At 59.7% G+C, this 13,103-nt stretch carries 14 protein-coding genes; 11 read left to right on the top strand and 3 right to left on the bottom strand.

The genetic code is table 11. The features are described 5' to 3' along the window. Nucleotides 1–148 precede the first annotated feature (148 nt). From PQQ51_RS18645 to PQQ51_RS18635, 3 genes are read left to right on the top strand one after another with little or no spacing between them, the layout of a single operon-like run. A complete protein-coding gene (locus PQQ51_RS18645) occupies nucleotides 149–985 on the top strand; it encodes a DcrB-related protein (protein WP_408498266.1) in 837 nt (278 codons plus the stop codon). Continuing rightward, the gene (locus PQQ51_RS18640) at nucleotides 946–2,187 is read left to right on the top strand and encodes a cytidine deaminase-like fold-containing protein (protein ID WP_408498265.1); all 1,242 of its coding nucleotides are present in this window, start codon (nucleotides 946–948) and stop codon (nucleotides 2,185–2,187) included. The genes PQQ51_RS18645 and PQQ51_RS18640 overlap by 40 nt, the downstream gene beginning before the upstream one ends. Beyond that, nucleotides 2,184–2,591: a DUF6911 family protein gene (locus tag PQQ51_RS18635; RefSeq protein ID WP_408498264.1), complete on the top strand. Its 408-nt coding sequence runs from the start codon at nucleotides 2,184–2,186 to the stop codon at nucleotides 2,589–2,591. The genes PQQ51_RS18640 and PQQ51_RS18635 overlap by 4 nt, the downstream gene beginning before the upstream one ends. A 38-nt stretch (nucleotides 2,592–2,629) precedes the next feature. Here PQQ51_RS18635 and PQQ51_RS18630 read toward each other — a convergent pair whose 3' ends face one another. From PQQ51_RS18630 to PQQ51_RS18620, 3 genes are read right to left on the bottom strand one after another with little or no spacing between them, the layout of a single operon-like run. Next, nucleotides 2,630–4,918: a xanthine dehydrogenase family protein molybdopterin-binding subunit gene (locus PQQ51_RS18630; protein WP_408498263.1), complete on the bottom strand. Its 2,289-nt coding sequence runs from the start codon at nucleotides 4,916–4,918 to the stop codon at nucleotides 2,630–2,632. A gap of 20 nt (nucleotides 4,919–4,938) precedes the next feature. After that, on the bottom strand, nucleotides 4,939–5,925 hold the full coding sequence (locus PQQ51_RS18625; protein ID WP_408498262.1) for an FAD binding domain-containing protein: 987 nt from the start codon (nucleotides 5,923–5,925) through the stop codon (nucleotides 4,939–4,941). After that, a complete protein-coding gene (locus tag PQQ51_RS18620; RefSeq protein ID WP_408498261.1) occupies nucleotides 5,922–6,458 on the bottom strand; it encodes a 2Fe-2S iron-sulfur cluster-binding protein in 537 nt (178 codons plus the stop codon). Before PQQ51_RS18620 ends, PQQ51_RS18625 begins: the two co-directional genes overlap by 4 nt. A gap of 388 nt (nucleotides 6,459–6,846) precedes the next feature. On the opposite strand from PQQ51_RS18620, the gene PQQ51_RS18615 reads away from it, so the two are divergent. The 8 genes from PQQ51_RS18615 (at nucleotide 6,847) to PQQ51_RS18580 (ending at nucleotide 13,015) form a co-directional block, all read left to right on the top strand. Beyond that, nucleotides 6,847–7,737, top strand: a complete 891-nt coding sequence (locus tag PQQ51_RS18615; RefSeq protein ID WP_408498260.1) for an HD-GYP domain-containing protein — start codon at nucleotides 6,847–6,849, stop codon at nucleotides 7,735–7,737. A 34-nt stretch (nucleotides 7,738–7,771) separates the two neighbouring features. Continuing rightward, complete coding sequence (locus tag PQQ51_RS18610) at nucleotides 7,772–8,773, top strand: YkgJ family cysteine cluster protein (protein ID WP_408498259.1); 1,002 nt, start codon at nucleotides 7,772–7,774, stop codon at nucleotides 8,771–8,773. 180 nt (nucleotides 8,774–8,953) lie between these two features. Further along, a complete protein-coding gene (locus PQQ51_RS18605; RefSeq protein WP_408498258.1) occupies nucleotides 8,954–9,595 on the top strand; it encodes a DUF1109 domain-containing protein in 642 nt (213 codons plus the stop codon). A gap of 167 nt (nucleotides 9,596–9,762) precedes the next feature. Further along, the gene (gene bufA1 / locus PQQ51_RS18600) at nucleotides 9,763–10,074 is read left to right on the top strand and encodes a BufA1 family periplasmic bufferin-type metallophore (RefSeq protein WP_408498257.1); all 312 of its coding nucleotides are present in this window, start codon (nucleotides 9,763–9,765) and stop codon (nucleotides 10,072–10,074) included. A gap of 32 nt (nucleotides 10,075–10,106) precedes the next feature. Next, nucleotides 10,107–11,030 carry an MNIO family bufferin maturase gene (gene bufB, locus PQQ51_RS18595; RefSeq protein WP_408498256.1) on the top strand — a complete coding sequence of 308 codons (924 nt, stop codon included), beginning with the start codon at nucleotides 10,107–10,109 and terminating at the stop codon, nucleotides 11,028–11,030. Then, complete coding sequence (locus PQQ51_RS18590; protein ID WP_408498255.1) at nucleotides 11,020–11,826, top strand: HvfC/BufC N-terminal domain-containing protein; 807 nt, start codon at nucleotides 11,020–11,022, stop codon at nucleotides 11,824–11,826. The genes bufB and PQQ51_RS18590 overlap by 11 nt, the downstream gene beginning before the upstream one ends. After that, nucleotides 11,805–12,308, top strand: a complete 504-nt coding sequence (locus tag PQQ51_RS18585; RefSeq protein WP_408498254.1) for a DoxX family protein — start codon at nucleotides 11,805–11,807, stop codon at nucleotides 12,306–12,308. The genes PQQ51_RS18590 and PQQ51_RS18585 overlap by 22 nt, the downstream gene beginning before the upstream one ends. A 65-nt stretch (nucleotides 12,309–12,373) precedes the next feature. Further along, nucleotides 12,374–13,015, top strand: a complete 642-nt coding sequence (locus PQQ51_RS18580; protein WP_408498314.1) for a DUF1109 domain-containing protein — start codon at nucleotides 12,374–12,376, stop codon at nucleotides 13,013–13,015. Nucleotides 13,016–13,103 lie beyond the last annotated feature (88 nt).

The raw sequence follows: 13,103 nt of genomic DNA, 5'->3' as shown, positions 1-13,103 counted from the left end.
CGCGGACGTCGGATCTTTCTTGAAAATCATTCGGATTGTCTTTATTTTGGACTGCGATTTTCTACTCGGAAAACGACTGCAAATATCCCAAAAACATAGGCATCAGGCAATCTGCTAGGTTTACGCCGTCACATACGAAGGAGACAACGTGGCGGCGCCCTACTCTTTTCAGGAAGGCAGCATTACTCCACCGAGCGACTGGAAAGACCAGTCCATGACGGTTTTTCGCTTTGCGGGTTCAGGCAACACGGGTGGTCGTGACGCAGCCCTTGTCATTACCCGCGATCACGATGCGGGCGACGATCTGACGGGATATGTCAATCGCCAGCACGAAGCGTTTCGCAACCAGTTTCCCGGCTATACCCCGCTTGCCCGCAATCACATCACACTCGGCGGCTTGCCGGGCTACCTGATCGACTATCGCTGGCAGGGACCCAATGCGGTGATGCGTCAGTGCCAGGCCGTAGTACGTATGGGAACGACCAATCTTATCTTTACACTCACGGCGCATGTCGATGACTTCGAGCGTCACCTGCCCACATGGAATGCCGTGCTGGCTTCGTACAGGCAAAGTGGGCAGACACCGGAACTGCTTGAGACCATCGGACCCGACGTCGCGAGGTTTCCTGCCGAAGTCCTGCGGTCTTATGTGTTCGCACTCGCCGTTGCATCGCATGAACTGTATGTGTATGCGGATGCGGGTTATGCGGCGTCCCGTGTTTCGCCTTACGAGGTTGGCGAGGGGCAGTGGTTGTTTTTTGCCAGCGACGGCACGCCGCTTGAGCCGCACGTTAGCGGACAACCGTTTCGCCGCGGCATCGTCGATGGCATATACACTCTGCGTAGTGGGACAGACCGGCCCGGCGATATGCTGCAACAGCACCTGTCCTTCATTCAGACCGTCAAGGGTCTTGCGCCGCTGGATTCCCTGGATACTGTGCGGGCATGGCTTATCGGGTCAGCCAAGGCGGAGCGCACGGCGTGAGCGTCGGCGCAACGAGTTTTGGCGCGGCCCGTGAGGGTGATGAGATCGGCCACGACTTCGGCATGATGGGGATGGTCGCAGGCATGCTGGCCGGTGCGGCCATCGGGGCCGCTATCGTTGCTGCCGGCGTGGCTACGGGCGGTCTCGCTATTGCGGCAATTACGTGCGGTGCCGTGGCGATGGGTGGTCTATCGGGGGGCTCGCTTGCTCACGGAATACAGACCTTGTTCGGTATTGCCGATCCGACGACCGGCGTGCTTGCAGGCGGTTCGTCCGATACCTACGTCAACGGCAGACGCTCGCAGCGTGCGGGTGTGGATGGAGCGAGTTTCTGCAACGGCCTGTTCGGTTTTAACCATACGCCGATTCGCGTAAAAATCGCGCAAGGGTCGAAAACAGTGCGGGTCAACGGAAAGCCGATGGCCCGCGTCTCGAGTCAGATGACGTGCGGTGCAGTCATCAAGACGGGCAGTTCGAATGTACGCATCGGCGGCCCGACGGAGACCGTACTCGAAATCGATGACGCTGAATCCGAACTCGAAATGGCACTCGGAGTGCTCGGTCTTGTGGCACTTGGTCTTGGTGGCGCGGCTGCGATTTCGGCGGGCCTGCTTGCGACGGTGACTTTTGCCGGTTTGGTAACCGCATCCGGCTTCGGCATGAAGGCGCTGAAATCCTGGGGTGATTCGCTGGCTCCTGGGGTTGGCGATATCATGGTTGGCGTCGTCGGGTTCGCGCTGCTTGGTTTGGGGCCAAGGCTCGATGGTGAGGTCACTCCTGGTGCAATCAAACCCATCGTAACGGCGAAAGGCGAAATCGGCGGCACAGTGTTTTCTGACGTCAATCAGACTGCTAGAGCAACTGAGCTAGCTGATCCGAACAAGCCAACGCTTATTGCCGACCGTGTATCAGCCAAGGCCGAAGCAACGGGAAAGGCCTTGCCAAACGGGAACATGGCGGACGCTCACGCTGAAATTGGTGCAATCCAACAAGCGTTTGACGCTGGTACGACTCAAGGGGCGAATATGTCTATGACAGTGACAGGAAAGGATGTCTGCGGATTTTGCAAAGGCGACATTGCGGCCGCAGCCGACAAAGCTGGCTTAAATTCTCTTACTATCCAGGCCGAAGACGACGTGACAGGGTTGCCTAAAACGTATTACTGGTCGCCTGGAATGAAATCAATTAAGGTGCGTCCATGAGAACGATATTGGGTGGTTACTTCATAGGTGCAGACTCATCGCGCACGCGACTTGACGTCATGACTGATCCAGATGACGTGACAATTGAAAAGACAATCGCGTCTGTTGCCCGACGTGCTGCCGTTCTCGGTATGCGGCGTGATCCAATTCCTGAGTTCGGCCCTTATGAACTGAGCCTCTATGCCCAGGATGGTCAGTTCCTGATCATGCTTAACGAAGTTATCGAGGATGGGGAGAACAATACAAAAACGTTGACGAACCACACCGCTGCAAATGACAAGTTCATTGTTATCCTGGGGGAGAAATATCCTGCGAAGGCAGTGATAGATGACATTGAACTCGTACGCTCGATTTTTCTGGAATTTGCACACACAGGATCCGTCTCGAACGATCTGCTAAGCTAAATTGTTCCGCGCAGATCGTCGAGTCAATCCTCACACGATCAAATCACCTTATCCAACGTAATAGGCAAATCGCGAATACGCTTGCCAGTGGCATTAAAAACCGCATTCGCAACCGCAGCCCCCACCCCCGTAATCCCGATCTCCCCAACACCGCGAGCACCCATCGGCGTATGAGGATCCGCGTCTTCGCTCCAGATAACATCGATCTTCGGCACGTCGAGATGAACCGGCACGTGATAATCGGCAAGCGAAGGATTCATCACGCGGCCCGTTCTCTCGTCGAATTCGGTTTCCTCCATCAGCGCAAGGCCGAGACCCATGATGATCCCGCCGCGAAACTGACTGGCAGCGGTTTTGGCATTGATAATCCGACCGCAATCAAACGAACCAAGAAAGCGGCTCACCCGAATCTCGCCGGTGACGGCATTGACCCGCACCTCGCAGAACAGCGCGCTATGGCTATGCATGGACCAGTGCTGCAACTCGAACGGCATCGGTGCATCCGCCTCGACAGAGATTTCTTTCCGCCTCGCACGGGCGAGTATCGACGTGTAGCTCTCGAATCGGCTCTCATCCTCGAGAGCACAAAGACCGCCATCCCGTCCGCCGACTTCGTCCGGTAACAGGCCGGAAAGAGGCGAACTGTTGCCCGCGAGCTGGAGCAGTTCCTTGACGAGCTTTTGATGCGCCGCACTCACGGACGCGCCGATAGCAGCCGTTTGCTGCGAACCGCCCGCCAGCACCACGCCAGGCAATCGGGAGTCCGCGTATTCGAAGTCGACGTCGTCCATGGTCAACCCGAGGCGCTCGGCGGCGATCTGGGTCTGCGCGGTCGAGGTGCCCATGCCCATTTCATGCGCGGCGATGCCGACGGTGGCGCGCCCTTTGTCGGTCAGCGTGATCCGCGCCGTGCCGCCCGGCATCCGGTAGTAAGGATAGGTGCCCGTCGCACAGCCCATGCCGACGAGCCAATCGCCCTCGCGCCGCGCGCCCGGTTCCCCACGCGCGTCCCAGCCGAATCGCTCGCGCCCGGTCTTCCAGGCCTCGACGATGCCGCGCTGGGAAAACGGCAGCCCCGTCGTCGGATCCTTGTCCGGCTCGTTCCTGATCCGCAGTTCGATTGGGTCCATTCCCATCGCGTGGGCGAGTTCATCGATACCGCATTCCAGCCCGAATGTGCCCACCGCTTCGCCAGGCGCCCGCATGAAAGTATTGGCCGTCATGTTCATTTTGACGGTCTCGACATCGAGCAGAAAGCTTCGGGAAGCGTAGGCGCTTTTCGCGGGCAGAATGAAGGGTTCCGGCATGTTGTTGTGTGGCGTCATCGCGACCGTGCCGGTGTGGATCAACGCATCCAGCGTCCCATCGGCCTGGGCGCCCAACGCCACGCGTTGTTCGGTGAGCGTGCGCCCGCCGACGATGCGAAACACGCCTTCCCGCGACAGCATGATTCGCACAGGGCGCTTTACCAGCTTCGCCGCCGCTGCGAGCAGTTGATGCTGCCACACCGTCTTCGAACCAAAGCCGCCGCCGACATATGGCGAAGTGACGTGCACGTTTTTCTCGTCGATGCCGAACACCTGCGCGACAGTCCACGCTTCGTGCGCGACTGCCTGCACGGTGTCGTGGATCCGCAGCGTGTCCCCGTCCCAGGCGAGGGTCGCTGCATGCAGCTCGATAGGATTGTGATTGTGACGAGGGGTCGTGTAGCGCACGTCGATCTTGTGGGGCGCGGCGGCCAGCATGGCCTCCGCATCCTTGATCTCGAGCTTCAGCGGCTCGCCCTGAAAAACACCGGGCTCTGAACCGTTCGCCTTGGCCGCGTCGAGCGATGTCACGCCGTCGCTGCCGGTCTCATAGGCGACCCGGATCAGAGACTGCGCGTGGTCCGCCTGCTCCTGCGTGTCGGCCAGCACCAGCGCAATGGGTTGGCCATTCCAGTGAACCTGATCGTCCTGCATGATCGCCAGGTCGTCGCCCCCCGCGGCTTTGGGCTGAGTCATGAACGCCGGCATGGGCTTGAGGCGAGGCGCGTTTTTATACGTCATCACGAGTGCGACACCCGGCGCGGCTTCGGCGGCGGCAATGTCGATATCGACAATACGCCCACGGGCGATAGACGAGTACTTGAGCGCCGCGTAGGTCAACCCTTCCATTGGGAATTCCGCGGCGAAGGTCGCGCGACCGGACACCTTCAACGGCCCGTCGATCCGGCTCACCGATGCACCGATCAGACCATGCTTGTGGAGGATCAGGGGGTCCGGCTTGCCGCCGGGGACGAAGCTGTCCGGCGCGAGGGCAATGGCCTTTTTCATGACCGCTTGCATGGCGTCTTTGAGGATAGGCATCAGCGAATCTCCTGAAGAGCGGTCAACTTGAGCAGCGTGTCGGCGATCACGCGCTGGGCCAGGTCAATCTTGAAGGCGTTGTCGCGCAGACCTCGTGCGGAAGCGAGCTCCGCCTGCGCCGCCGCACGAAATGCCGCCGCGTTTGCCGGACCGCCGATGAGTGCTGCCTCGGCCGCTTTGGCGCGCCACGGTTTGTGAGCGACGCCACCCAATGTGATCCGCACCTCTTTCACGATGCCGTCCTGCACGTCCAGGACCACCGCGACCGAGATCAGAGCGAATGCATAGGAAGCGCGGTCGCGTACCTTCCGATAAGTGGAAAGGCCCTTGAGGCCGGGTGGCAGCGAAACGGCGGTGATCAGATCGCCTGGTTCGAGCACTGTTTCGATGTGTGGCGTTTCGCCGGGCAGCAGGTGGAAATCGATCAGCGGAATGTCGCGTGCGCCGTTGCAGCCTTCTACCGTGACGGACGCGTCGAGAGCGGCCAGCGCTACCGCCATGTCCGAAGGATGGGTGGCGACACAGGCAGCGGAGGCGCCAAGGATCGCATGCATGCGGTTGAAGCCGTCTATCGCGTCGCAGCCCGCTCCGGGCGAGCGTTTGTTGCAGTGCGCGGCCTCGTCATAAAAGTAGCCGCAGCGCGTGCGCTGCAGAAGATTGCCGCCCACCGTCGCCATGTTGCGGATCTGGGCTGAAGCCCCTGCGAGGATGGCTTCGGCCAGCATGGGGTAGTGCTCGCGAACGTGCCGGTCAGCCGCCACCGCCGTGTTCTTGACGCCAGCGCCGATTCGCAGGCCACCGCCGTCCGTTGGCTCTATCGCGCGCGATAAGCCTGTGACGTCGACCAGCGCAACAGGATGCTCGATGGTCTCGCGCATCAGGTCGACGAGATTGGTGCCCCCGCCCAGGTATTTGACTCCGGGACGAGCGCCCAGCGTTAGCGCCGCCTGCTGGTCGGAAGCGCGTTCATAGGTAAAGGGGTTCATTGTGCGGCCTCGCGCTCGCCGGGTTCGGTGCCAGCAGCTGCACCGAACGTGTCCTGAATCGCGTCGACGATACCGTTGTAGGCGCCGCAGCGGCATAGGTTGCCGCTCATTCGTTCGCGCAGTTCTGTGCTGGTCAGCGTGAAGTGTTGTGCGGCCACGTCTTCGCTGACATAGCTGGGCACGCCGCACTTCAACTCCTGAACCATGCCGATCGCCGAGCAAATCTGGCCGGGGGTACAGTAGCCGCACTGGAAACCGTCGTGTTCGACGAACGCGGCCTGTAGCGGGTGAAGATTGCCGGGTTCCCCCAATCCTTCGATGGTGGTGATCTCGCAATCCTGATACTGCACGGCCAAAGCGAGGCAACTGTTGATGCGTGTGCCGTCCACCAGCACGGTGCATGCGCCGCACGCGCCCTGGTTACAGCCCTTTTTTGCGCCGAAGAGGTGACGGTGTTCACGGAGCAAATCGAGGAGCGATGTCCTGGGATCGAAGTCCAGTTCCACCTCGTTGCCGTTGATGACGAAATGCATGCTTGCTCCCGTTCGGTATTGGCCCTCAGGTTGTGAATTGGAGCAATTCCCGGGCCTTCTGGCGGGGCGCCGAGGCGTGCAAGTTTTCGTTCGTTCGAAGGGTTTGGGCGTGGACAGCGTGTAAAAAGCGCAAGTGCCAATGGCTTTTCTTACGTGGCGTCGGCGAGAGCGCTGGGACGGCACATGTCCGTGTGTTGGTCTGGAACTGCCTTGCCGTCGCAAATAAATAATCTCTTTCGTGTAACCCGGAGCACTCTTTGAACGAAATCAAGGGTCGAGGTCGAACCGGCACAACACGTCGACCGCGCGAAACAAAACGGATAATCGGTCGCTTGTCGCGGCTTCCCGTTTGCCCGAAATGTCCCGGAGAGATACTTCCATTGCGGCCATGACTCCAAAGAAAATACTCAGCCTCGTTTCGCGTTTCTTCGGCCAGTCGGAACCGGCACATAGTGCGGATCAACCGCTTCTTGATAGTCTGCTCGCCCTTGCGTGGGTGGTAGAGGCCCGCGATCCCTACACCGGCGGCCATTTGTGGCGAGTCTCCCGTTACGCGAGTCTGCTGGCACGACAGATGGGTCTTTCGGATCGCGATGCGGCGAACGTCTCGGTGGGTGGATTCGTGCACGATCTCGGCAAAATCGCGATTCCCGATTCGGTCTTGCTCAAAACGGAGCGTTTGACCGATGCGGAGTATGCCGTCATCAAAACGCACCCTGAAATCGGCAAACGACTTCTTGCGAAACACCCGTTCGGCGAACGCATTGCGGACGCGGTCTACGCCCATCACGAGCGGCCCGACGGCAAAGGTTATCCGTTAGGCCTCACTGGCAACGAGATCACGCCTATGGCTGCGATCATCGGCATCTGCGACGCCTTTGACGCGATGACCAGCACACGCTCATATCGCAAGGCGATGTCGATTGACGATGCCTTTGCCGTAGTACGCGACAATCTCGGCACCCAGTTCAATCGCGAATATGGCGAAATGTTTTTGAAACTGGGGGGAAGCGTCAATCTGTACCACATCGCAGGCCATAGCGATGAAGGAATACCGCTCCAGCATTGCCACACATGCGGTCCAACGATTGTCGTCAGATCGGATACACCTTTGGATGCCGAAGTATTTTGCCCGGCATGCACGACCGGCTATCGGTTCAAAGGTTTGTTCTCCACCCCGCGGCCGACGGGAAACAAGGCGAATGCCGCCGATCTGGCTCCCTCACCGGACCTGGCGCTCATCGAGCGCGTTGCGGGTCAGCTACGCACCTTGTCATGACACCGTCTGCCTGGCGAGTCATGCGAATGCGGGATTGCTGACTCTTGACAACGAAAAGGACAGCGAGCGTCCGGTGGGCCGTCTTACCCCACGCGGCGAGCGTGCCTCGCATTCCGGTGAAGCGGCGGCCGATTTCACGTTCGGATGTAACCGAAACAGGTTTCAGATCGAACTAGCAAAGGATCGATTGCAGCCGAGGTTGGGCTGTCTTTCGTTTCCCTTGCGTGTACCTGTATTCAGGTTTCTGAACCTCGAGATCGATATGGCCATGGATATAAGCTTCGCATGCACGATGTGCGGCCTTTGTTGTCACAACCTGCGCCTGCCCCTTAGCGTTCACGAAGCCATACGCTGGTTAGAACGAGGAGGGGACGTCCAGGTGTTTTGCGAAGCGATGCCGTGGCCCGTTGAGCCATCGACAGACGATGGCCAGGTAAAACACCGGCGAATCCGATCTTTTGCCGCCGAAAGCGGTGAACTTGCAATCCGCGTGATGGTGACAGTCGTTGCCGCCTTCGATGGCGCCTGCCCGCACCTGCAACCGGATATGCGATGCGGCGGATACGAAGCAAGGCCGAACGTGTGCAGAATTTATCCGGCTGAAATCAATCCTTTCATTGAACTGATGCCAGCACACAAGGCTTGCCCGCCTGAAGCCTGGGCCGTCGACAGGCCCTCATTCATCAAAGGCGGTCAAATCGTGGATTCCATCACGGCGGACTTGATCCAGAACTCGCGTGATGCAGCCATCCACGATGTTCCTGTGAAAGAGCGTCTGTGCGGCAATGCTGGTTTTCATACCGCCTCTTTGGCCAATGAGGGATTTGTGACGTACACGCTCCCTCGTCGTGCCATGCTCGACGAGTTATACCGGGCGTTGGATCCGGCCTTGCCTGCTACGCAGGCGGGACCGTGGCGCATCCTGTCAAATCGACGCTCTACCGTAGACACCCTCAATTCGGTGGGCGCTCATTCGGAAATGCACACGGCTCTGTTGCCGACCGAGGGGTACATTCCGCTCTTTGAGGCGAACTAGTGCTGTCCCATTGGATTCCGAAGGGCCGCAGGCTAATCTTTGTACGTGCGATGCCACGCGCCACAAACTCGAGTGTTTTTGCCGCTACGTCAACCGCCCGTACGTCGAAACCGGTACTGATGGCGTACCCCGGAGCGACGGAAACGACCATGATGCAAAATTCGCGTGCCGGGGCCGAGCATGAGAACGGATGATCTTGTCGAATTGCTCTCGACCGGCATAACCCCCGTAAAAAGCGGCACTGCGGCCCGTCGGTTCGGCATCTCGGTGCCGGTTGCCGTCATTGGCGCGACGGTGTTGATGGCTGCGGTATTTGGCATTCGCCCTGACCTGGGCGTCGTCGTCGACACTGCTATCTTCTGGGAGAAACTTGCTTTCCCCTTGTGGCTCGCAATCGGTGCCCTGATTGTATCGGCCCGGTTGGCGCGCCCAGGCGCGAAGGTCGGAGCGGGATGGCTCGTCGCGGCGATACCTGTGGTTGCTGTCTGGATCGCGGCAATATCGGTCCTCGTCGCCGCCGCACCAGAAGACCGGTTGCCGGACATCCTCGGGCAGTCCTGGCGCTCGTGCCCGTTTAATATTCTTCTGCTCGCTGTTCCAGGCTTTGTCGCCATATTCTGGGCTGTCAAAGGTTTGGCGCCGACTCGTCTACGGCTCGCCGGCGCCATCTCGGGCCTGCTCGCAAGCTCGATCGCCACCGTTGTGTACTGCTTTCATTGTCCTGAGATGAACCCGGCGTTCTGGAGCATCTGGTATATGGCCGGCATGCTGCTTCCGGCCGCGCTCGGAGCAGTGCTCGGACCTTTCCTCCTTCCCTGGTGACGGGTGCGCTGCGAGGGGCAATCCAACGGCCAGTCGAACGGCTGAAGCCAAAGCATCAGAAATCGAAATAAAAAAGAAATTCTCCCTGTAACCCGAACTCCGAATCTCCCGAATTTACTGGTGTATCCGCCACGGGTACCTTCCAACTCAACTTCTGGAGAGATTCAATGTCCGCAAAGATCACTGTCAGTTCCACCTTGCTCGCCGGTGTTGTCGCAAGCCTGCTCGCGTCGGTCGCCCACGCCGCACCGCTCACAAAGGCAGAAGAGGGCGCAGCCATCGCTGCTCATAAGGAAAAGTGCTACGGCATCGCGTTGAAAGGGCAGAACGATTGCGCCGCGGGTCCCGGCACGACGTGTCAAGGCACGTCCGCGGTGGATTTCCAGGGCAACTCGTGGAAGTTCGTTCAGGGCGGCACGTGCACGAACATCGAAGTGCCGGGCGGCGGCCACGGCTCCCTCAGCCCGATCAAATCCTGATCCAGCGAACGGCAAGAGGAATAGGGGCGGCTATGAATGACTCCAGGCAAGCGCCGGTAGTGAGTGAGCGGGGTCGCCCCCTTGGCGGGAGCACGGGTGTCCCGGACCTCGTCGGTACCAGTTTCAAGCACGAACACCTGGCCGCAATTCTCGCGGACAGGCTGAAGGACGGTTTCTTCGAAGTTCATGCCGAAAACTATATGGGCGCCGGCGGCCCGCCGCATCGGGCGCTCGCGGCGATCCGCGAGGCCTATCCGATCTCTGTTCACGGCGTGTGCATGTCGATTGGCGGATCCGGCCCGCTGGATGTCGTGCATCTCGCGCGCTTTCGCGATCTGGTGATGCGTTACGAGCCGTTGCTGGTGTCCGAGCATCTGGCGTGGTCGTCGCACGGTGGTGCATTCTTCAACGATCTCCTGCCTTTGCCATACACGAAAGCAACGCTCGACACCGTCTGCGAACACATCGACCAGGTTCAGGAAGCGATCAAACGCCCGATGCTTCTCGAGAATCCGTCGACGTATATTGCGTTTGCGTCTTCGGCGATGAGCGAAACCGAATTCATCCGCGCAGTCGTACAACGCACCGGCTGCGGACTATTGCTGGACGTCAACAACGTTTTTGTCTCGGCCACCAATCACGGCTTTTCCGCGCAAGCTTATCTCGACGGATTGCCGCTCGAACAGGTAGGTGAAATACATCTTGCCGGACATAGCGAGCAACGCGACGACGAAGACGAACTGCTGCTGATCGACAGTCACGACTGCGCGATTTCCGATCCCGTCTGGAGCCTCTATTGCAATCTCGTCGCGCGGATTGGCCCGCGTCCCACGCTAGTCGAATGGGACAGCAAGCTTCCCGCCTGGCCCGTGTTGCGCGCTCAGGCGCTAGCCGCGCGGCAAATCATCGCTGAAGAAGCGCTTTCGCTCGCGGCGGAGGTCAGCGGTGCAGCCTGAAAACGCTTCATACCAGTACACCACCGCATTTGCGCGGGGTTTGACGGACCCTTCGATCACGGCGCCTGACGACGTGGTTGCCGCGCCGGGCAAACGCGTAGTCAAGCGGTACAACGTCTATCGCAACAACGTCACGGTCAGCCTCATCGATGCGCTTGCAGCGGTCTATCCTGCGATTCAGCGTATCACTGGCGTCGACTTCTTCAGGGCGATGGCGCGTTTCCACGTCCGCGCGACGCCGCCCACTTCGCCGCTGCTGTTCGAGTACGGACGAGACTTTCCTGCGTTCATCGAAACCTACGAATTCGCCCGCGAAATGCCCTGGCTCGCGGATACCGCGCGTATCGAAAGGGCGTGGCTGGATGCTTATCACGCCGCCGATCTGCCCGTGCTTACTGCCGAAGCGTTAGCGGAGATCGACCCGGAATCTCTCGCCGAAATCCGCTTCACGCCGCATCCTGCTACGCGCGTCGTGCGCTCACCGTATCCGACTGTCGCGATCTTTGCGATGAATCGAACGGATGGCCCCGTTACGCCGCTGCGCTCGAGCGAAGCCGAAGACGCACTCGTGACACGCCCTGAGCAAGAAGTCCTGGTATCGCGCCTGCCGCCCGGCGGCGCGAAATTTCTCATCCGTCTTATCGAAGGCACATCGCTCGGCGAAGCGGTTGCAGCAGCACTCCAGGAGGCCCCCTCCTTCGGTATCGAGGCCAACCTGGCCGGGATGCTTTCAGCCGGCGCCTTTACCGGCATTCAACACGGAGATCGACCAGAATGTCCGACCACCAGAACATGAAACTGCCCCTTCCGGCCGTACTCATCTCCGCGATCGGCGCGTTGAACCGGCTGATCCAGACGCTCGCGCAACCGTGGCTGGTTCAGCTCGTGCTGCGGCTCGCGCTGGCCGTGCCGTTCTGGAAATCGGGGATTCTGAAATGGCATGGCTTCTTTCAGCTTAGCGATACGGCCATCGATCTGTTCACGCAGGAGTTCCAGTTGCATCTGCCTGGCGGTCCCTATCCGTTTCCTGCGCCGACGGTTTTTGCGTTTCTGTCGGGATGTGGCGAGGTCACGTTTCCGGTAATGCTCGTGCTTGGCTTCGGAACCCGCTTCGCGGCAGCCGGCCTGATCTTCATGACCGCCATCGTCGAGCTGACCGTGCCCGAAGGCTGGCCGATTCACCTGACCTGGGTGGCGATGGCGCTCGGCATCGCGGCCTGGGGACCGGGCCGGTTATCCATTGATTATCTGCTTGGCGATAGGTCGTTCAGATCTTGACCCGAGGTATCCGTATTGGACAGCGTATCGCTCTCGGAATGTCAGGATGTTTTCCAATGAACAAGATGAGAACTTCAGATCTGATACTCAGGCTCGGTAACGATCTGACGCCGGTTGAGCCGAACTTCGCTTCGAAGAGGCTCAATCGTGCGCTAAGTACTGGCCTCGCCGGCAGCACGGCATTGCTGGTGGTGCTTTACGACATCCGCAGCGATATGCCGGAATTGCTGTTGACGACGATGTTCTGGGTTCGGCTGGCGTTTCCGGTAGCGGCACTCGTCACGGCATTGAACCTCGCTGAACGTCTCGGGCGACCCGGCGCACCCGTCAAACTGGCGTGGTTCGCGGTCGCACTACCATTCATTCTCATGTTGCTCGTTGCCATGGTGATGGTGCTCGCGACCCCGCCAGGCTATCGCCTGCAACTGATGTTAGGTACAACCTGGCGAGTCACCACCGCGAATATTGTCCTGCTCTCTCTGCCATCGCTTGCCGCGGTGATGCACGCGCTGAAGGGACTCGCTCCTACCCGCCTGGTACTGGCGGGTACAGGCGCCGGGCTGCTCGCTGGCGCGCAGGGTCTGCTGGTGTATTCCCTTTACTGTTCAGAGATGTCGGTACCGTTCTGGGGTGTCTGGTACGTACTGGGCATCGTCATAACCGCGGGTATAGGCGCCCTGTCCGGTCCGCTCTATTTGCGGTGGTAGTCCCGAAAGACCGCAAGGTGAAGTCACGTTGCTGGACAGCACGTTGCCTGGTCAATACGGGTTGTATGTGTTGACTGCCTGCTGAGTC

This window comes from Paraburkholderia xenovorans, from assembly GCF_046030735.1.
In the GTDB taxonomy this organism is placed as follows: Bacteria; Pseudomonadota; Gammaproteobacteria; order Burkholderiales; family Burkholderiaceae; genus Paraburkholderia; species Paraburkholderia xenovorans_A.
The sequence above is the reverse complement of the archived record's forward strand: the minus strand, read 5'-3'. Positions and strand labels throughout refer to the sequence as shown.

Coding starts and splice junctions, on each gene's coding strand:
- PQQ51_RS18640 (WP_408498265.1), top strand. CDS start 946: ATGGCTTATCGGGTCAGCCAAGGCGGAGCGCACGGCGTGAGCGTCGGC.
- PQQ51_RS18635 (WP_408498264.1), top strand. CDS start 2,184: ATGAGAACGATATTGGGTGGTTACTTCATAGGTGCAGACTCATCGCGC.
- PQQ51_RS18630 (WP_408498263.1), bottom strand. CDS start 4,918: ATGCAAGCGGTCATGAAAAAGGCCATTGCCCTCGCGCCGGACAGCTTC.
- PQQ51_RS18625 (WP_408498262.1), bottom strand. CDS start 5,925: ATGAACCCCTTTACCTATGAACGCGCTTCCGACCAGCAGGCGGCGCTA.
- PQQ51_RS18620 (WP_408498261.1), bottom strand. CDS start 6,458: ATGCATTTCGTCATCAACGGCAACGAGGTGGAACTGGACTTCGATCCC.
- PQQ51_RS18615 (WP_408498260.1), top strand. CDS start 6,847: ATGACTCCAAAGAAAATACTCAGCCTCGTTTCGCGTTTCTTCGGCCAG.
- PQQ51_RS18605 (WP_408498258.1), top strand. CDS start 8,954: ATGAGAACGGATGATCTTGTCGAATTGCTCTCGACCGGCATAACCCCC.
- bufA1 (WP_408498257.1), top strand. CDS start 9,763: ATGTCCGCAAAGATCACTGTCAGTTCCACCTTGCTCGCCGGTGTTGTC.
- bufB (WP_408498256.1), top strand. CDS start 10,107: ATGAATGACTCCAGGCAAGCGCCGGTAGTGAGTGAGCGGGGTCGCCCC.
- PQQ51_RS18585 (WP_408498254.1), top strand. CDS start 11,805: ATGTCCGACCACCAGAACATGAAACTGCCCCTTCCGGCCGTACTCATC.
- PQQ51_RS18580 (WP_408498314.1), top strand. CDS start 12,374: ATGAGAACTTCAGATCTGATACTCAGGCTCGGTAACGATCTGACGCCG.